The sequence below is a fragment of the Undibacterium sp. TJN25 genome (assembly GCF_049339885.1).
Taxonomy (GTDB): Bacteria; Pseudomonadota; Gammaproteobacteria; order Burkholderiales; family Burkholderiaceae_D; genus Undibacterium.
In genome coordinates, this window is sequence record NZ_JBMPPM010000002.1 from 421,852 (window position 1) to 439,156 (window position 17,305).

20 protein-coding genes are annotated in these 17,305 nt (G+C 57.7%); 16 read left to right on the top strand and 4 right to left on the bottom strand.

Annotation, left to right across the window (positions count from 1 at the left end; all coding sequences use genetic code 11):
- The first annotated feature begins 188 nt into the window (after positions 1-188).
- Entirely contained in the window at positions 189-869 is a 681-nt protein-coding gene (locus ACO0LO_RS05605) for an RDD family protein (protein ID WP_422963219.1), read from the top strand.
- An 86-nt stretch (positions 870-955) separates the two neighbouring features.
- Here the strand turns inward: ACO0LO_RS05605 and ACO0LO_RS05610 are convergent, their stop codons facing one another.
- Positions 956-1,240, bottom strand: a complete 285-nt coding sequence (locus ACO0LO_RS05610) for an HU family DNA-binding protein (RefSeq protein ID WP_394781633.1) — start codon at positions 1,238-1,240, stop codon at positions 956-958.
- Positions 1,241-1,477: 237 nt separating this feature from the next.
- On the opposite strand from ACO0LO_RS05610, the gene ACO0LO_RS05615 reads away from it, so the two are divergent.
- From ACO0LO_RS05615 to ACO0LO_RS05645, 7 genes are all read left to right on the top strand, one after another.
- On the top strand, positions 1,478-2,035 hold the full coding sequence (locus ACO0LO_RS05615) for an exonuclease (RefSeq protein ID WP_422963220.1): 558 nt from the start codon (positions 1,478-1,480) through the stop codon (positions 2,033-2,035).
- A 129-nt stretch (positions 2,036-2,164) separates the two neighbouring features.
- A complete protein-coding gene (locus ACO0LO_RS05620; protein ID WP_422963221.1) occupies positions 2,165-2,758 on the top strand; it encodes a TetR family transcriptional regulator C-terminal domain-containing protein in 594 nt (197 codons plus the stop codon).
- Positions 2,755-3,033 carry an Rdx family protein gene (locus tag ACO0LO_RS05625; protein ID WP_422963222.1) on the top strand — a complete coding sequence of 93 codons (279 nt, stop codon included), beginning with the start codon at positions 2,755-2,757 and terminating at the stop codon, positions 3,031-3,033. Before ACO0LO_RS05620 ends, ACO0LO_RS05625 begins: the two co-directional genes overlap by 4 nt.
- A 123-nt stretch (positions 3,034-3,156) precedes the next feature.
- Positions 3,157-3,618: a hypothetical protein gene (locus ACO0LO_RS05630; protein WP_422963223.1), complete on the top strand. Its 462-nt coding sequence runs from the start codon at positions 3,157-3,159 to the stop codon at positions 3,616-3,618.
- A gap of 67 nt (positions 3,619-3,685) precedes the next feature.
- A complete protein-coding gene (locus ACO0LO_RS05635) occupies positions 3,686-4,120 on the top strand; it encodes a hypothetical protein (protein WP_422963224.1) in 435 nt (144 codons plus the stop codon).
- Entirely contained in the window at positions 4,117-4,794 is a 678-nt protein-coding gene (locus ACO0LO_RS05640) for a hypothetical protein (RefSeq protein WP_422963225.1), read from the top strand. The genes ACO0LO_RS05635 and ACO0LO_RS05640 overlap by 4 nt, the downstream gene beginning before the upstream one ends.
- A 144-nt stretch (positions 4,795-4,938) precedes the next feature.
- Positions 4,939-5,520: a cysteine hydrolase family protein gene (locus ACO0LO_RS05645; protein WP_422963226.1), complete on the top strand. Its 582-nt coding sequence runs from the start codon at positions 4,939-4,941 to the stop codon at positions 5,518-5,520.
- A gap of 18 nt (positions 5,521-5,538) precedes the next feature.
- On the opposite strand, the gene ACO0LO_RS05650 is transcribed toward ACO0LO_RS05645, so the two are convergent.
- The gene (locus tag ACO0LO_RS05650; protein ID WP_422963227.1) at positions 5,539-7,608 is read right to left on the bottom strand and encodes a methyl-accepting chemotaxis protein; all 2,070 of its coding nucleotides are present in this window, start codon (positions 7,606-7,608) and stop codon (positions 5,539-5,541) included.
- Positions 7,609-8,115: 507 nt separating this feature from the next.
- On the opposite strand from ACO0LO_RS05650, the gene ACO0LO_RS05655 reads away from it, so the two are divergent.
- The 3 genes from ACO0LO_RS05655 (at position 8,116) to ACO0LO_RS05665 (ending at position 11,415) form a co-directional block, all read left to right on the top strand.
- A complete protein-coding gene (locus ACO0LO_RS05655; RefSeq protein ID WP_422963228.1) occupies positions 8,116-9,891 on the top strand; it encodes a chloride channel protein in 1,776 nt (591 codons plus the stop codon).
- Positions 9,892-10,082: 191 nt separating this feature from the next.
- Positions 10,083-10,463 (top strand): nuclear transport factor 2 family protein, encoded by a 381-nt coding sequence (locus ACO0LO_RS05660; RefSeq protein ID WP_422963229.1) that lies wholly within the window; start codon positions 10,083-10,085, stop codon positions 10,461-10,463.
- Between the two features lie 109 nt (positions 10,464-10,572).
- A complete protein-coding gene (locus ACO0LO_RS05665; protein ID WP_422963230.1) occupies positions 10,573-11,415 on the top strand; it encodes a helix-turn-helix domain-containing protein in 843 nt (280 codons plus the stop codon).
- Between the two features lie 12 nt (positions 11,416-11,427).
- On the opposite strand, the gene ACO0LO_RS05670 is transcribed toward ACO0LO_RS05665, so the two are convergent.
- Together ACO0LO_RS05670 and ACO0LO_RS05675 are read right to left on the bottom strand one after the other, a co-directional pair.
- Positions 11,428-11,730: a YciI family protein gene (locus ACO0LO_RS05670; protein WP_422963231.1), complete on the bottom strand. Its 303-nt coding sequence runs from the start codon at positions 11,728-11,730 to the stop codon at positions 11,428-11,430.
- Positions 11,731-11,806: 76 nt separating this feature from the next.
- Entirely contained in the window at positions 11,807-12,985 is a 1,179-nt protein-coding gene (locus ACO0LO_RS05675) for an HPP family protein (protein WP_422963232.1), read from the bottom strand.
- Positions 12,986-13,295: 310 nt separating this feature from the next.
- On the opposite strand from ACO0LO_RS05675, the gene ACO0LO_RS05680 reads away from it, so the two are divergent.
- The 5 genes from ACO0LO_RS05680 (at position 13,296) to ACO0LO_RS05700 (ending at position 17,277) form a co-directional block, all read left to right on the top strand.
- Entirely contained in the window at positions 13,296-13,721 is a 426-nt protein-coding gene (locus ACO0LO_RS05680; protein WP_422963233.1) for a hypothetical protein, read from the top strand.
- Between the two features lie 11 nt (positions 13,722-13,732).
- A complete protein-coding gene (locus tag ACO0LO_RS05685; RefSeq protein WP_422963234.1) occupies positions 13,733-14,293 on the top strand; it encodes a TVP38/TMEM64 family protein in 561 nt (186 codons plus the stop codon).
- A gap of 47 nt (positions 14,294-14,340) precedes the next feature.
- Positions 14,341-14,886, top strand: a complete 546-nt coding sequence (locus tag ACO0LO_RS05690; protein ID WP_422963235.1) for a hypothetical protein — start codon at positions 14,341-14,343, stop codon at positions 14,884-14,886.
- A 263-nt stretch (positions 14,887-15,149) separates the two neighbouring features.
- Positions 15,150-15,443: a hypothetical protein gene (locus tag ACO0LO_RS05695; protein WP_422963236.1), complete on the top strand. Its 294-nt coding sequence runs from the start codon at positions 15,150-15,152 to the stop codon at positions 15,441-15,443.
- 244 nt (positions 15,444-15,687) lie between these two features.
- Positions 15,688-17,277, top strand: coding sequence for an EAL domain-containing protein (locus tag ACO0LO_RS05700; protein WP_422963237.1), 1,590 nt, complete (start codon positions 15,688-15,690; stop codon positions 17,275-17,277).
- Positions 17,278-17,305: the final 28 nt, after the last annotated feature.

Consider the following 17,305-nt stretch of genomic DNA (forward strand, 5'->3'; position numbering starts at 1 on the left):
TCTGTATTTTTACTGTCTCAAAACAGCGCATTTTTGTGATAGGGCCACGTTTCGCTTCGATATCTGTTCCGCTTCTGGTAAAACAGGGGGAACGGATTGTTATATTGATAAAATTAAAAAAATAGGTGATTCGTCAAACGGCCAACTCGGCTGAGCGCCCGATTCACCAAACTGTGGAAAAACGCCTTATGACAGAGATGACAGAAACGGATTTGGAAAAACTGGCGCCGAGAAGCAAAAGGTTCGCCGCGCGGTTGATCGACCTGGTGCTGATATCAGCGGCCTGCTGGGTGCTGGCGTTGAGCGAGCTGTTTTCTGCTGCTACGCTCAGCCTGGCGTGGATGCTGGCAGTGCTGGGGCTGGATACCGCCGTGCCTGGGCGCAGTCCTGGCAAGCAGATATTCAGGATTGCCGTAGTGTCGGATCGGGACGGCGGTGTATGTTCGCGCTGGCAGGCGCTAGGCCGCAATTTTCCTTTGGTGTTCCTGCCGGTGCTGGACTGGGCCTTCATTTTTTGCCGCGACAGGCGGCGCATAGGTGATAGCCTGTGCAATACGCTGGTCTTCCGCCTGGAGCATGTGCGCGAAAATGCTGCCGTCGAAGACCAGGTGTCGCCGTACGTCAATGAAGAGATGTCGCTGCAGACGGTCGCCGTGTTCGGCACCATGCTGGAAGCGGAGATACTGCGGGCGCGGCTGGAGGCCGATGGCATCCCGGCGGTGGTGGTGGACGGCAACCTGGTGCAGGCGTATTCGCTCATTGCGATCGCTGTCGGCGGCGTGCGCGTACAGGTGATGCAGGAATATGCTGTGCGGGCCGGCGAGCTGGTCAAGCTGCTCAATGACGGCGGACTGCAGATAGAAGGTTGACCAGGGGCAGGGCCCGCTGCCAGGCTGCAAATAGAAAAAGGGGCCAGCGGCCCCTCGTCATCCAGTACGCTGGCGAGTGATGCTTATTACTTCTTCTTAGGATTTACTGCGGCTTTCAATGTCGCGCCTGCAGAAAATTTTGGGGATTTGGATGCTGCGATCTTGATCGGTTCGCCTGTCGATGGATTGCGGCCTTTACGTGCAGCGCGTTTGGCTACAGAGAAAGTACCGAAACCGGTAATGCCTACAGTGTCACCTTTTTTCAGGCGTTCTGTAATGATGTCGATCAGCGTATTCACTGCATTGTTGGCAGCATTGGCGGACAATTCTGTACGCGCTGCGAATTCTGCAATCAGTTCACCTTTTTTCATAAAAACTCCATAGTTGTAAGAACGGATAGATTAGCACATGCTTTGCAATATGTGATGCCTGTGGGCAAATTCCTGCATCATTTTCTATTAATTTTCCTATGGTTTGTGGGGGCAGGCCCGTTTTTTTGCCCAAGGCAGGCGCCGAGGGCCCGGATTTTGCGCCAATTCGATTTTGTAACAAACGCCGTCAACCACGGCACAGCGCTCGGATTAAACCTGCCAGGAGGGCGAATTCCCATGGAAATTTATGTCAGCACCGACGTCGAAACCGACGGCCCGATTCCGGGTCCGTATTCCATGCTGAGTTTTGCGTCCGCCGCGTTCAGCAAAAACAAGCAGCTGCTCGACACGTTTTCAGCCAATCTTGAAACCTTGCCGGAAGCCGCAAGCGACCCTGCAACGATGCGCTGGTGGCAAGAGCGGCCGCAAGCGTGGGCTGCCTGCCGGGCCGACCTGGAAATTCCCGCCCTGGCCATGCAGCGCTATGCCGCTTGGCTGCGCGCCTTGCCTGGCAAGCCCGTATTTGTCGGCTATCCGGCCGCATTCGACTTCATGTTCGTCTACTGGTACTTGGTCCGTTTTAATGGGGAAAGTCCGTTTTCGCATTCCGCGCTGGACATCAAGACCTATGCCATGGCCAAACTGGGCAGTTCCTACCGCAACACAAGCAAGCGCGCGATGCCCAAACATTGGTTCGATGACCTGCCGCATACCCATGTGGCGCTGGATGATGCGCTGGAGCAGGGCGCACTGTTCTGCAATATGCTCAATAGCGGTGGCGGCAAGACGGACTGAGTTCAAGCTTGCAGATTGGCGAGATGCGGGAATATCGGTTTATTCCATTTTTCTTCCTTGACTTGAATGACGTACGTACGTATTATTTCTTCACCACTGTTGTTCGCCTCATTTCTTGCAAGGATTGCCATGCCGAAACCTTCATCACGCGATGCCTTGCTGGATGCCGGTTTGGCCGTCATGCTGGAACAAGGCTATTCAGGCGCCGGCCTGCGCGACATTGCGGCGGCTGCCTCCGCGCCGCTGGGTTCTTTTTCCAATCATTTCAAGACCAAGGAAGCCTTTGCTGTAGAAGTGATACAGCGTTACTTCACCCTGATGAAGGAGTGGATGGAGCCGACGCTGAATAACCAGTCACTGACGCCCTTGGACCGCATCAAGAGCTACCTGGAGATGATTTCCTGCAAGCAGGAGTCTACCGGCTGGTCGCGTGGCTGCCTGGTTGGCAATCTCAGTCTGGAAACGGCCACGCAAAGCGAGGAAATACGCCAGCAGCTATCGGCCATCTTTGCTGAATGGCGGCATTTCTTTTCGGTCTGCATGCGCGAGGCGCAGCAGCAGGGCCAGATAGAGGCCGACTTCCCGCCGGAAGACATGGCGGATTTCCTGATTGCCGGCTGGCAGGGCGCCATGCTACGCATGAAAGTGGACCGCAGCCCGCGGCCGCTGCAGCAATTCAAGAGCATGGCCTTTGCGACGTTTCTCAAGGAGAAGCGAGCATGATGTCAGGCACAATCGATAAAGCCGGCCATGCAGCGGCAAGACCGGGCTCGGTAACCATCACCTATTGCCGGCCCTGCGGATTTGCCGCCAGTGCCCTCAATACCGCCGCGGCCCTGAGAATGCAGTTGGGGTTGGATGCAGACCTGGTATCGCGCAAGAACGGTATTTTTCAGGTCTCCGTCAACGGCAAGGCCGTCGCCAGGAAAACCGGCGATGGCTTCCCGGGGGAGAAGGAAATTCTCGATGCAGTCGCTGCGGCGCTGGAGATGGCCTGATTTTACTCTTCCGGAGTTGGGTGCTGTCCGGACGCCCAAATAAGCCGCCATGGCTTGTCATGGTATTGTAAAATCTTCATCGTTGGCGCTTGCTGCGCCGGATCTTCCTGTCGGGAGCTATCGATGACGAGCCATTTTCTGACCATCGCCAAGCGTATTGCCGCAATGGCCTTGCTGTTCAGCTTCTTCCTGCCCCTATCGCAATGTTCACTCAAAGTCACAGACCAGGACCCCGCTGTGGCCGCGCAGGCGGTTGCTGACGAGCCCGCGGATATTGCCGCCTATTCAGCCTATCCGTGGCCCAGTATTGCCAGTGCAGTAGTGCTGCTGCTATTTGCATGGCCCACCGCTGTGCAGTGTGGCGCGTGGCTTAAGCCAGGGACATTTGCCTTGCATGCGTATAAATTGGCATTGTTTGAATTGCCGCTGGCAGCCGTCACGCTGTGCTGCATAGTACTACTGGCCAGCATGGGCCAGCATGTGCGTTACGGCGCTTTTGCGGCGAGCGCGGCGGTAGCCTGTTATGCGCTGGCGGTATTGTTGCCCTTGATGCGGTCGCGCGAACCTCGCAGCATTCCCGCCTAGGCGCCAGCTTCCGCTATACTTCCCGCTTTATGAATTTGCGGCCGTTAGCTGCAGCCTGAATATTGTCATGTCCTCCGCGTCCTCTCTAGAAACTGCTGCTTCTACTTCCTATCCCGCCATCGAACCCGCCGTGTTGCAGCGGGTGCGCCAGCACATCATCGAGTATCTGGAAATCGCGGCATCGTTCGACGAGCAGCGCGCCTACCAGGCCAGGTCGCCGGAGATCAATGTGCCGGCTGAAGTGCTGCACCAGTGGGAAGATTGGCTGACAGATGAATGGCAGACGCGCTATGCGGACCCGGTTTTTTCAGATGAAGAACGCGCCGCGATGATGGAGTACCATCACATCATCGACCCTCTGGCAAATGGCGCCATCGACACGTCGCCGGGACTGGAGCAGTTGTGCGGCATGGCGCACTGGCAAGCGCTGCGCCGCGAAGCAGAGACCATCCTGGGCGTGTTCATGGTGCGTGGAAAATTAAAGGAACAGGCCAAGGCATGATGAACTGCCTGCGTTTTTTCCGGCTATGCGCCACGCTAGGTATGCTGGGTGTTGTGTGCGCAGGCGGATGGACTGCCAGCGCATTGGCGCAGGAGCGCGCCGCAAATGCCGCCAGCCTCATGCTGTTGCTGCGCGAGGCGCCCGGCGCCAACAAGCCGGACGACATCATGGTGCCTGCGGATCCGGTCAGCCCGTCTGATGGCGGCTGGTTCGATTATCTCGGCGACATGCAATTGCGCTTTGTTTTTGACGATGGTCTCAGCCTGCGCGATGCCTCGCCTCAGGAGTTGCGGGCACTGGACCTGACACCCAACCAGGCGGTGCGCGTGGCGCTGCAAAATATCAGGCGCGTTTATGGCGAACCGGAGATCAGGCGCGGCAATGGCGGCCTGATGCTGATCCAGGGAAAATCCGCAGACTTCAGCAGCAGCTACCTGCTGGACAAGGAATTCTGGCCCAGCCTGCTGGCGCAGGCGCCGGGTGGGCTGGTGGTGGCAGCCCCAAAGCGCAGCAGCCTGCTGTTCGTTCCCGCCGATGATGCGAGGTCGGTGGAGCGCCTGCGCAAGCTGATTGCGCAGCTGCATTCCAGCAGCGAACGCGGCAAGGTCTCTTCTGCGCTGTATCTGTTCAAGGACAACCGCTGGTCCGTACTCCAGGCGCCTGCCACGGAATAGTATAGCGGCTGCGAGTCTCGCATCGACATTCCCCGCCTGCGCCAGCTTGTCCCGATATGGCCGATAGTTGTCGTCTGCCGGTGCTGTGTGCCAGTGGTGCTGGGGATAGAATCTGTTCAGTTACTCACCCACTGAAAGTATCTTATGTCCGCTTTGCAAAACGCCACAGCCCTGCTGGTGATCGACGTCCAGGAATCCTTCCGGCACGCCGCCTATTGGCGCGAAGATGATCTTGAGGCGTACCTCGGTCATCAGAATCGTCTGATTGCCGGCGCTCGCGACGCCGGCCTCCCGGTGGTGCGGGTGTTCCACGCAGACATCGGTATGCCCGAGTTTCCGCATTTCGACCCGGCGTCCGGCTATGTCGTTGCGATGTCAGGCAGCGATCCGTATGCCGACCATACCGTGCAAAAACAGGTGCATAGCGCCATGGTGGGCACGGGCTTGGTGGAATGGCTGCACGTGCGGGGCATAGGCAAGCTGGTGATCTCGGGTATACGCACCGAGCAGTGCTGCGAAACCACGACCCGCAATGCGTCCGACCTCGGCTTCCAGATCGATTACGTTACCGAAGCTACGCTGACTTTCCCGATGCGTCATTTTGCCACCGGCCGCTTGTATGAGCCGGCGGAAATCAAGGAAAAAACCGAGCTGGTGCTGGAAAAACGCTTTGCACGTATCTGCAAGGTTGACCAGCTCCTGCAGGAGTGGCAAGCCGCGCGCTGATCGACGACGCTCGCAGGTTCAGCTGCGGGTGATGGCCGGGCGCCTGGCGGAGGGGCCTTTGCCGGTCTTGCTTGCAGAAGCCTTGTGAATTCCCGGCTGCACTGGCGGCAGCGAGGTCTCCGCAATCTTGAATACGCTGACAGACTCATGCAAGGCGGCTGCCTGTTCGCGCATGCTTTCTGCCGCTGCTGCCGCCTGTTCCACCAGTGCGGCGTTCTGCTGCGTAATTTCATCCATTTGCGTAATGGCGACGTTTACCTGTTCTATGCCGTCGCTTTGCTCCTGGCTGGCGGCGGTGATGTCGGCCATGATGTCGGCCACCTGCTGTATGCTGGCGACGATTTGCGTCATGGTCTGGCCTGCTTCATCCACCAGGCGGCTACCGGCATCCACCTTGCCGGTGGAGTCGCCTATCAGTGCCTTGATTTCCCTAGCGGCAGCGGCGCTGCGCTGCGCCAGGTTACGCACTTCGGAGGCCACCACGGCAAAGCCGCGGCCTTGTTCGCCGGCACGCGCTGCTTCTACCGCCGCGTTCAGCGCCAGGATATTGGTCTGGAAGGCAATGCCGTCGATGACTGAAATGATGTCGGCGATCTTGCCCGAGCTTTCCCTGATCGAACCCATGGTTTCCACCACTTGCCCTACCACCGAGCCGCCTTTCGCCGCGATGCTGCTGGCAGATACCGCCAGCTGGTTGGCCTGGCGCGCGTTGTCGGCATTCTGCCTGACGGTGCCGGTCAGTTCCTCCATCGAGCTTGCCGTTTCTTCCAGCGAGCTGGCCTGCGATTCGGTACGGGAAGACAGGTCGGCATTGCCTGCAGCGATTTCCTGCGACGTCAGCGTGATGGTTTCCGTACCGGTGCGCACCTTGCCTATTACATTGCTCAGGCCCTGGTTGATGCCGTCCATGGCTTCCATCAGCTTGCCGATTTCATCGTTGCGGTGCGCATGGATGGTGCTGCTGAGGTCGCCGGTCGCCATTTTTTCCGCCATGCGGGTCGCAAAGCCCAACGGCTTCGTGATCATTCTGTGAATCGCGTAATACAGCAGCATCGCGATCAACAGGATCAGCACCGCGGCCAATATGCCGTACCTGACCAGCAGGTCTGTACTTTCCCGCGTGATCTCGCTGGCATAGACGTCGCCGACCAGCAGCCAATTCATGCTGCCGACCTGGGAGAAAACGGCGATCCGCTTTCTGGCGGATTGTCCCGCTCCTTTGTCCACCCACGGGTATTCCATGACACCTTCCTTGCGTTCCATCATCTCCTTGATGATTTCACGGCCGTCGGCATCCTTGCGCTCCAGCGCCGGCTCGCCTTCATGATCGGGCGCAATCACCAGCGTGCCGCGCGTGTTGCCGGCTTTCTGGTCGGCGGCAAAGAAATAGCCGGTATCGCCTATCTTGACGGACCTTACCTTGTCTTTCAGCTGTTTCAGGTCGCCGGTAATGTCAATGCCGATAAACAGCACGGCGATCACATTGCCGCTGCTGTCCTTCACAGGTTCATAGACTGTCATCGTATCCTTGCCGAACAGCTTGGTCATGCCGGTAAAAGTGTCGCCCCGTGCCAGCACAGGGTAGGCAGGGCTGGTCTTGTCCAGCAGTGTGCCTATCGCCCGTTCGCCGTTTTCTTTTTTTACCGACGTGGAAATGCGCACAAAATCTTCGCCATCCTTGACGAAGACGGTTGCCAGCGCGCCGCTTTGCGCGGTGAACTGGTCCACTACCGCATAGTTCATATTGACAGTGCTGTCGCCGTTCTTCAGCGTGGGGACTGATTTGCCGCCGGTATCGACCTTGGCCGCGGTGTCCAGCGAGAAGCCGGGAGTAAAACTGGATTTGAATACCTTGCTGATGCGCGTCGCATCGCTTTTAACGGTCTTGTCGAACATTTCAAACATGCCATTGACACTGGCCATCTGCTGCGCGAGGTCGGAAACGGAACGGTTTTGCAGCAAATGATAGGTGGCATTTCCTATCGCGCCGGTAAAGGCAGCAAACACCAGGATGAACATGGCAAAAGTGAAAAACGCAAATTTTTCACCAACCCCCCAGAGGCGTGGGTTGAATATGGTAGTAGGCATTTAATTTTCCGATTTTTGGATGATGCGTTCCCTGATTCAGCGTGTCAGCCAGGCGCTAGCGGGTTGCATTACATCGCATTGAATAAGCCGGATATATCGTCGTGGGCGATATGCAGTATTGGATGCGCCTCCGTGCAGGTGGCGTCGGACTGTCTGATGTGGGCTATGCGAAGGCGTAATTCTAGCGTTCTATGTATTGCTTTTGGTAAATAAAAGCGTATTTATCAAAAAAAGAGTTCTTTTTTAAGCAATTGACTATTCAATGTAGCAAGCAAGCCTGATAAATATACTACGTATGTGCCGCCAGATGCTTCATGCGGCTGTTCTTGCGGGGGAAACTGCAACACCGGTTTGAATCGGGACAATGCGCTAAAACTGGAGGTCGGCGCCGCTTATTCGCACTAGCATGAAGAAGTGGTCTGGCTCGGCATCCGTAAAATATATCATGCTGTGATATATTGTCGGCGAACTGAATTTTTAAAAAGCCGATATTTTTTACCCTCCATCATGCACCCCTCCAATCCTTCCCCGCATCATCTGCACAAACGCGATTTCGCCGCCGATGCACGCCTGCTCAAAATTTCATGTATCGCTGCCTTCATTGGCTGCTGCGGAACGCTGGCGGCGTTCCTGCTGCTGAAGCTGATACGACTGTTTACCAATTTGTTTTATTACCAGTCGTTTTCATTTGGCGCCAGCTCTCCCGCAGACCATCACCTGGGCTTATGGGCGGTATTGCTGCCGGTGCTGGGAGGTTTGATCGTTGGCCTGATTGCGCGCTTTGGGTCTGAAAAAATCCGCGGCCACGGCATTCCCGAAGCGATCGAGGCCATTCTTTTCGGCAAAAGTAAAATGTCCGCCAAGGTCGCCATCCTGAAGCCCTTGTCATCGGGAATCGTGATCGGCAGCGGCGGCCCGTTTGGTGCCGAAGGGCCCATCATCATGACCGGCGGCGCGATAGGCTCGCTGATTGCGCAGTTGTTTCACCTGACGGCGGCGGAGCGTAAAACCCTGCTGGTGGCAGGGGCGACGGCCGGCATGACAGCGGTATTCGGCACCCCGGTAGCAGCAGTATTGCTGGCGGTGGAGCTGCTGCTGTTTGAGTTGAGGCCGCGCAGCCTGCTGCCGGTGATCATCGCTTGCGCCGTCGCCGGATTTACGCGTCCATTGTTGCTGGAGTCTGGGCCCTTGTTTCCGCTGCATACAGCGCAGGCGGGTGTGGCAGCCTTGCTGTCCTGTGTCGTCGCGGGCATCCTGGGCGGGGCCTTATCGGCATTGATGTCTACTGCGCTGTACCGGGTAGAAGACCTGTTTGGCAAATTGCCGCTGCATTGGGCGTGGTGGCCCGCCATCGGCGGTATCGCCGTAGGTATAGGCGGTTATATAGAGCCGAGGGCGCTGGGTGTCGGGTATGACGTCATCGGCGATTTGCTGAACAACTACCTCGCCTTGCAGGTCGTGCTCGGCCTGCTACTGGTGAAGGCTGTTATCTGGGTCATCGCGCTGGGTTCGGGCACGTCCGGCGGCGTGCTGGCCCCACTGCTGATCATCGGTGCCGGTCTCGGCGTCTTATTGGCGCCCTGGCTGCCGGGTGCGGACGCACAGCTTCTGCCGCTGATCTGCATGGCGGCGGTGCTGGCGGGCGTGCTTGGCGCGCCGCTGACCTCGGCCGTTTTTGCCTTCGGCCTGACCCGCGACGCTGACGCCTTGCTGCCCTTGCTGCTGACGACTGGGATCTCCTACGGCTTTACCGTACTGACCATGAAGCGTTCCATCATGACTGAGAAAATCGCGCGACGCGGCTATCACATCTACCGGGAATACGGTGTCGATCCCATGGAGCGCCAGCACGTGGACGAGGTAATGACGAAAGATGTCGAAACCATTCCTGCGGGCCTGTCTGTTGCGGCGGCGCTGGATGGCTATTTCGGCACTCGGCAAATCCACCGCTGCTACCCGGTGGTAGATGCCGATGGACGCTTGACGGGCATGATAGAGCGGAGCAGTTTTCCTGCGCTGTCCAGCGCTGTGCGTCCGGTGGCGACCTTGTTTGAGCCGGGACCTGAATCGCTGGTTCAGTTGGTTCAGCTGGTTGCCTTGCCTCACGAAACCTGCCGCATCGCGGCGGCAAGAATGGCGACGCACCATCTGGAGCGATTGCCGGTGGTGCGCGATCTGCAAAGCATGCAGCTCATCGGCATTATCAGCCGCAGCGACCTGATCAAGCCGTCCAGGGCCTTCTTCGAGGATGAGCAAAAGCGCGAGCGCTTGATACGGCGCTGACGCTTACCGGGCAATCTTTGCTGCCCGTTGCTGGCGGCGAAATGGTTGCGGAAAACGCCGGCAGGCGGTCTTCGTTACGATTACCTTGGACGTAATCGACCCGTCGCTGGCGATCGCAGACAATTCAATGGTCGATATCGACTGCCGGTTGCCCGGCACATGTTCACATCACTTTTGAAGGAGCAATCATCATGACAAATCCTCACGCCTTGCATAATCCCTTGCATATTGCGTCAGCCTATCTCTCCGCCTGGAATGAGCTGGACGCCGTCCGCCGCCGTACAATGATCGCCGCGGTCTTTACTGCAGACGCTGCCTATGCAGATCCTATGGCGTGCAGCGCCGGGCATGAGGCACTGGATGGGATGATAGGCGCCGTGCAGCAGCAGTTCGAAGGCCTGCGCTTCCGCTTGCATGGGAAACAGGATGGCCATCATGACGTCGTGCGGTTTTCCTGGGCGCTGGCGGCGGACGGTGCAGAACCGGTGGCGTACGGAACCGATGTGGCCCTGATCGCCGAAGACGGCCGCATCCGCAGCGTTACCGGCTTCCTGGACGTAATGGCGCCTTAGCAGGGCAGGCGGCGCAGGCAGGGCAGGGTATGTCGGCGCTCGCACAAGTTTGGCAGGCAATGGTAGATTAGCGTAGCGCCCAGCGCTTAACGACCATGGAGAAGGTGTCATGCAAACAGGCCAAAGTCAGCCAGCGGCTGCGCCGGACCGTTATTTCAGTGATTTTGCGGCAGCCTTGCGCTACTGGCGTGGCAAGCGCGGCTACAGCCAGCTTCGCCTGTCCGTCGAAAGCGCGATTTCCCAGCGGCATATCAGCTTCCTGGAAAGCGGGCGCTCGCAGCCCAGCAAAGAGCTGATCCTGAAGCTAGGCACGGTGCTGGATATTCCGCTGCGCCAGCGCAATGTAATGCTGCTGGCCGCAGGGTTTGCTCCCGCGTACCAGGAGAGGAAATTGTCCGATCCCGAATTGCAATCCGTCAAACAGGCATTGGATTTCATGCTGGCGCAGCAGGCACCTTATCCGGCGCTGGTGGTTGACCGACTGTGGAATCTGGTGATGACCAACGGACCGGCGGCGATGATGATGAAATGGCTGCTGGACATGCCGGACAGCCAGCTGTTGCCGCGGGAAGGGATCAATGTATTGAAGCTGATGCTGGATCCGGCGGGCGTACGCAAGTACCTGCTCAACTGGGAAGAGGTGTGTGCCGACCTGCTGCATTGGATACAGCGCGAGGCCATGGGGGACGGCCCCGGCAGCGAGGCCACGCAGTTGCTGGAAGAATTGACTGCACTGCCGGGCATCAGGGCGGCGTCGCAGGCGCCCAACCTGGATTTGCGCGCCTTGCCCTTCCTGGCAGTGATCATAAGCAAGGATGATGTGGAACTCAGATTATTCACATCCATCACAACGCTGGGGACGCCACACGATGTGACTGTGCATGAACTGAGAGTGGAATGCTTTTTCCCGGCCGATGCGGCGACGGCGGACTGGTTCAAATCACGCGCCTGACCGCGACAGACATTAATCCTGTGGGAAGCCCGCTTTTTGTGGCCACAGGTTGACAAACGGCAGCACCGAGACGCTGCCGTACACGCCGCCTTTTGTGAACGGTTCGTCCGCCTGCCACCGCAGCGCTTCCTCGCGGCTGGCAAAGTCGATGGCAAGCAGACTGCCCAGCATGCTGTTGCCATCCTCGCTCATCAGCGGCCCGGCGAAGGCAATGCGGTCTACAACCTCGGCCAGGTAGGCTTTATGCCTGGGGCGCAATTCGGTGCGCAGCGCCAGTGAATCGGGCTTGTCCAACAGATGAAATATGTAGATCACGGCCTGTCCTTTTCCGGCGTTGTCGATGCTCCTGCCCACGCAGATTATGCAACAGAACCGGCTGCAGTGCAGGGTGCTAGGCGACCTGCGCTTTTCCCAGCCCCGCCTCAAACAGCGCTGCAATCATGTCGGACTGCGTGACTACGCCCTGCAGCCTGTTCTGGTCGTCAACGATCAGTATCTGGTGCATTTCCTGGTCGGACATCAAGGGGACGAGTTCCACGATGGGCTTGCCGAGGTGTACGGTCTGGATGCCGGTTGTCATGATCTGGCCGGCAACTTCAGGCTTGCTGGCATACATGCGGCGGGTGCGGCGCAGCAGACGTCCCAGCTTGCTGCCGATTTCGGCATGCCGCTCCAGCTCTGAATGGCGCAGGAAGCTATCGGTCGTGACCATGCCGAGCACACGCCGGCTGCGGTCCACAATGGGCAGCGCGTGCAGCCGGTGCTGCCACATCAGCTGCCAGGCTTCGTCAAGGGGCGTGGCGAACTCTGCGGTCACTACATCGCCAGACATGATCTGTCCGCAATTGACGTCGCCAAAACGGCGCCGGTAAGCGGACATCTCGGTCTGCAGCAGGATGGATTCCAGGTCGTCGCGGCTGACGTCCAGCACCTGGTTATATTTTTGCAATACCGTATCTAGGTCGGCAGTGGTAAAGCCCAGCCTGCCGGTAGGAGGCGCATCGGCGGTTTCATGCCTGCTTTTATGTTCCGCCTGCTGAGGGTGCGGATAGCGCCTGCCTGTGGTGTTGTTGAAAAATATCGCCGTCATGACCAGCAGCAGCGAGTTCGCCGCAACCGGCAGCAGGATGAACTGGTAACCCAGCGCATGCACGGCCGGGCCGCCCAGCACCGCAGTTAGCGCGACGGCGCCGCTGGGAGGATGCAGGCATCGCAGCGCGAACATCGCACCTATCGCCAATGCAACCGCCACGGACGCGGCAATGACAGGCTCGCCGAACAGCCTGGCGCAGGCAACGCCGATCAGCGCGGAAACCAGGTTGCCGCCCATGATGGACCACGGCTGCGCCAGAGGGCTGGCCGGTACCGCAAACAACAGCACCGCCGATGCGCCCATGGGGGCAATCAGCCACACGGCAGCTGGATCATGCCCCAGAAGCAGGTAGCTGATTGCGGCAGTCAGCACCATGCCGAACAGTGCGCCGGTGCAGGCGCGCATGCGCTCAAACCGGTCTACCGGACTGGCTGAGGGCAGGAAGCTGTGCAGCCACAGCAATAAGGCTTCTTTCATTCTGGTTTTCTATTTGCTAGGGCTTGTTAACATTTACATCAGGAGATGCGTTCAATCCAAAACACCGTCCAGCATGTGTTATGGTTTAGACCCATTCGTCCTCCTGGTTGTAAGGTTAACAGACACTGATACGGTGACCTGGACTGGCGATCATCATCGCCGTGGATCGTAATTACATCACAATATGATGTAATTTGCTGGGGTGTAGCGAAAAATTGATTTTTTTGTATGACGGCACGGCCGTTTTGTTTGGCCTGACCGCCGGATCTTGAGGTACCCTACGGGGTTCAAGAGTTAAACAGATAAAGCAATGATGGACCAGAGCAGCAAAGAATCGGACGACAGCAGGGAGCCGCAGCCGGAATATCCGTGGATTGTCCTCAGCACCACCTACGATGTGGAAATGTGGATAGACAACTACAACCGCGAGCTGCAGCGCTGCATCGACGGCAAGAATCCGATCGGCCATGGCGTTTGCTTTAATCTGCAATATGGCGGCGAGATCTATCTGCACACCACATCGGAAGGCGAGATCGTGCTGGATGTGACGCCGGATGCAGAATGGGTTGCTCCCGTCATTACGGCGAGCAGCCGCGTGCAGTCGCCGCGCGGGCAGATCTGGGCCTTGCCGGGCGAGGTGCTGACGCAGCTGATCGTGGGCCTGAGTCCCTTGATTGCGTCTACCCGGCTGGTGCTCGAACATGATTTTAAGATCAAAAAATACTGGAATATGTGAGCAGGGGATGCATGCAGGCTTATAAGAGAATATTGCTGGTTCTTGCTTTTCTGGCGCTGCTGCTCGGCGCGTTCGAACTTTCCGGCCTGCGCGAGCATTTCAACCTGGCGTTTGTGCATCAGGCCATCACTGAGCACAAGTTGAGCGGACTGCTGATTTTCATAGCGCTGTTTTGCCTGGGTAACCTGCTGCATATACCGGGCCTGATATTTCTGGCTGCGGCGGTGCTGGCTTTCGGCAAGCTGTGGGGCGGCCTGGCGACCTATATCGCTGCGGTGGCGTCCTGCATCCTGACCTATTTCACGATACGCCTCATTGGCGGAAACGCCTTGCGTGAACTGAAGAACCCCTATGCCGCGCGGATATTCGGCCAGCTGGACAGGCATCCGGTCAAGAGCATCATCCTGTTGAGGACCTTGTTCCAGACCATGCCGACGCTGAATTATGTCCTGTCCCTTTCGGGCGTCAGGTTTTATCAATACCTGCTAGGCACATTGCTGGGCTTGCCGTTGCCGATTGCGCTGTACTGCATATTTTTCGACTATGTGGGCAAGAGCCTGCACCTGAGCTAGCCTGTATTGCGAGTGGCAAGCTGAACTGAAGAACGGAGCCGGGCATCATGACAGACATCCATATCCAGACCGAAGCGCAGTACGCCGCCATCTATGACGAGGCAGGGCCGGCCAATACGGCAGGCTTCATTGAAACGCAACTGGATGCTGCCCGGCAGGTCATGGACGCGAAGGAAACTGAAGCGCGCCTGGCTTCCTATTATCTGGAGCGCCAGCTGATTTCCTGCGCCAGCCGCGGCGAGCTGCTGGCCTGGGCCTTGCCGTTCAACGGCACTTTCAAGGTAGCCATCGAGTATGCGCCGCCTTTGCTGCAAGACCGCAACGACGGCTTGCATCTCGAAGACGTACTGCCGCATACCGCAGATCTGGTGTGCCCCAGTGGCCGCTTGAAGATCAGCTGCGTCAGCAAACTGGGAGTGCCTTTGCCGACTGCCGCGGTCAGCGTTGAGCCCGGTGCTTACCGTGTATCGTTATTGCGCAATGAACAGCAGGAGGCCCTGCATTTTGGTTTGGATGGCAGCGCGCAATATCCTGCCACGGACGGGCCCGACTGGATATTCACGCTGCAGCGCTTGCAAGGACAGCAGCGCTGACGTTGCGCCTCAGGACGAGAATTTCCTCCTTTCTGGCACGGCAAAATTTATCACTCTGCGCATTTGCAACAAGGCAATTTTGTCTTGTTGTTATTGTTGTATTTCACAATTGGATAAACTATTTTGTAGGAATTCATTACCTTTTACTTGCATTTGGTCTATACTTTCTAGTATGCAATTGCAACGGAAACCCTAAACCATTTCTCTCTTTCCGTGGCTTAGCGATAGGAGCAGGGGACTTGGTTGCGCTTTCTAAAAGGAAATTGGCATCGAGAATTTCAATTCTCGCGGCGACGTGTGCCCTGCTGCAAGCCTGCGCTTTTGTGTTTACCTGGGTTGCCGACTACACGGGTAATCCTAATTATTTCGACCATTTACTGATGTTGTCCGTCGGCGTGTTCCTGCCGGCTTTTTTCTTCGTTACCTTCCTTGCCCTGTACAAGTTTGCCCATCGTAAAAAGCTTTCTTTTGCGCTCGGCTACACGATTACCTATACGGTCGTCACCTATTGCGGTTTTGCCGTAGTCTCTTTTTTCATCATCTTCGCACCCAGTTAATCCGCTACGCCGCGGACGGCCCGATTCCCGCGCCATGCCTTGCTCCGACGACGCAAGACTTAAGTGCAAGCCCTTTTCGGTCGCATTGCTGTTGTAAGCTCCGCAGGCACGGATATACACTTGGCACGCCTTGCTCTATACTTTTCACTTACTCCACGTTTGCCCGGAGTGCCCCGCCAGAGGCGCATGCAAGGCAAATCCTGGTCATGCAGAGGCTTGCGACAATAATAAATGTAGGGGACACATGCCGAAGGCATCCGCAACCACGCTGGCCGTTATTACCGGGCTTATTGCCCTGTCCATTCCGATACTCGCCGCGCTGAAGCTGGCGCAGTACCAAAGCCTGGAATCGGAAAAAGAGCGAGCGCTCAGCTATGCGACTGAAGTGATGGGCAGGTCCGAGCGTACTGCACTGCAAATTTTTGACGGCATCGAGAAGCTGGTGCGCACGCGCGGCGACAGTGGCGATGATCCTTGTTCGGAAACCCAGATTGCGCTGATGCGCGAGATCGACCTCAGCTCCAGCTATATCCAGGCGATAGGCTATGTGTCCGGCGAACGCATGCTGTGTTCATCGATGGGCGTGCATCCCGGCGGCCTTGCGCTGGGGCCAGCAGAGCAGGTCACGCGCAGCAATGCCCTGGTGCGCACCAATGTGCGCCTGCCGACTGCGGTGCCGGATACGACCTTCATCGTCATACAGCGGGGCAGCTATGCGGCCATCATCCACAAGTCGCTTCCCATTGACGTATCCACACAGGAAAAAGATGTTTCGCTGGCGACCTTCACCCCCGGTTACCGCGAATTCAGAACCTCGCGCGGCCTGGTCAAGCAAGAGTGGATAGACCGGTTGCAAGGCCGTAACGAAGTCACTTTTTTTGACGGCGAATATGTCGTGGCGGTAGTGCAGTCCACCCGCTTTGCTACCGGCGCGGTTGCTGCGGTGCCCGGCGTGTATCTGAACACGCGGGTGCGCGAATTCGCGATGATCCTCGTCCCGCTGGGTCTGCTGGCCGGTATTGCACTGGCCTTTGTCGCCCGCTACCTGACCAAGCTGCAGCAATCGCTGCCGACGCTGATCAAGGCTGCGCTCCGGAAAAATGAATTCTTCATGGTCTACCAGCCTCTGGTGGATTTGCAGACGCGCGAATGGGTGGGTGCAGAGGCGCTGATACGCTGGCGTCGGGCAGACGGCACGATGATGCGGCCCGACCAGTTCATTCCGGCCGCGGAAGAAAGCGGCATGATACAGCGCATTACCCAGCATGTGCTGCAGTTGGCGGCGCAGGACGTGCCGCAAATTTTCAGGCAGCATCCCGACTTTCATATCGGCATCAACCTGTCGTCCGCAGACCTGCATGCAGGGGAAACCGTCGCGCTGCTGCAGCAACTGCTGCGCGATGCCAGCGCCGGGCCGCATAATATCCTGATTGAAGCCACCGAGCGCGGCTTCATGAATGCCGACATTGCGCGCGAAGTCGTCCGCGATATCCGCGCACTGGGAATTGACGTTGCCATTGATGATTTCGGCACCGGTTACTCCAGCCTGTCGTATCTGGAATCCTTTGAGCTGGATTATCTGAAGATAGACAAATCCTTTGTCGACACGATAGGCACCGACGCCGCCACCAGCCGCGTGGTGTTGCACATCATACAGATGGCAAAATCGCTGAACCTGAAAATGATCGCGGAGGGGGTGGAAACCGAGGCACAGGAACAGTTCCTGCGTGAGCACGGTGTGCAGTTCGCGCAGGGCTGGCTGTTCGGCAAACCCATGCCGGTGGCGGATCTGGCGAGCGAGCTGGCGAAAAGACGGCCGGCTAAACCGGCGTAAGCTTCGCTGCCTAAGCGGAGGCAGCCGC

Bases quoted from the DNA above. Each gene is read 5' to 3' on its own strand.
- ACO0LO_RS05630 (WP_422963223.1), top strand. From the start codon at position 3,157: ATGACGAGCCATTTTCTGACCATCGCCAAGCGTATTGCCGCAATGGCC.
- ACO0LO_RS05615 (WP_422963220.1), top strand. From the start codon at position 1,478: ATGGAAATTTATGTCAGCACCGACGTCGAAACCGACGGCCCGATTCCG.
- ACO0LO_RS05640 (WP_422963225.1), top strand. From the start codon at position 4,117: ATGATGAACTGCCTGCGTTTTTTCCGGCTATGCGCCACGCTAGGTATG.
- ACO0LO_RS05690 (WP_422963235.1), top strand. From the start codon at position 14,341: ATGACAGACATCCATATCCAGACCGAAGCGCAGTACGCCGCCATCTAT.
- ACO0LO_RS05665 (WP_422963230.1), top strand. From the start codon at position 10,573: ATGCAAACAGGCCAAAGTCAGCCAGCGGCTGCGCCGGACCGTTATTTC.
- ACO0LO_RS05650 (WP_422963227.1), bottom strand. From the start codon at position 7,608: ATGCCTACTACCATATTCAACCCACGCCTCTGGGGGGTTGGTGAAAAA.
- ACO0LO_RS05700 (WP_422963237.1), top strand. From the start codon at position 15,688: ATGCCGAAGGCATCCGCAACCACGCTGGCCGTTATTACCGGGCTTATT.
- ACO0LO_RS05610 (WP_394781633.1), bottom strand. From the start codon at position 1,240: ATGAAAAAAGGTGAACTGATTGCAGAATTCGCAGCGCGTACAGAATTG.
- ACO0LO_RS05675 (WP_422963232.1), bottom strand. From the start codon at position 12,985: ATGAAAGAAGCCTTATTGCTGTGGCTGCACAGCTTCCTGCCCTCAGCC.
- ACO0LO_RS05635 (WP_422963224.1), top strand. From the start codon at position 3,686: ATGTCCTCCGCGTCCTCTCTAGAAACTGCTGCTTCTACTTCCTATCCC.
- ACO0LO_RS05620 (WP_422963221.1), top strand. From the start codon at position 2,165: ATGCCGAAACCTTCATCACGCGATGCCTTGCTGGATGCCGGTTTGGCC.
- ACO0LO_RS05655 (WP_422963228.1), top strand. From the start codon at position 8,116: ATGCACCCCTCCAATCCTTCCCCGCATCATCTGCACAAACGCGATTTC.
- ACO0LO_RS05685 (WP_422963234.1), top strand. From the start codon at position 13,733: ATGCAGGCTTATAAGAGAATATTGCTGGTTCTTGCTTTTCTGGCGCTG.
- ACO0LO_RS05660 (WP_422963229.1), top strand. From the start codon at position 10,083: ATGACAAATCCTCACGCCTTGCATAATCCCTTGCATATTGCGTCAGCC.
- ACO0LO_RS05605 (WP_422963219.1), top strand. From the start codon at position 189: ATGACAGAGATGACAGAAACGGATTTGGAAAAACTGGCGCCGAGAAGC.
- ACO0LO_RS05680 (WP_422963233.1), top strand. From the start codon at position 13,296: ATGATGGACCAGAGCAGCAAAGAATCGGACGACAGCAGGGAGCCGCAG.
- ACO0LO_RS05625 (WP_422963222.1), top strand. From the start codon at position 2,755: ATGATGTCAGGCACAATCGATAAAGCCGGCCATGCAGCGGCAAGACCG.
- ACO0LO_RS05645 (WP_422963226.1), top strand. From the start codon at position 4,939: ATGTCCGCTTTGCAAAACGCCACAGCCCTGCTGGTGATCGACGTCCAG.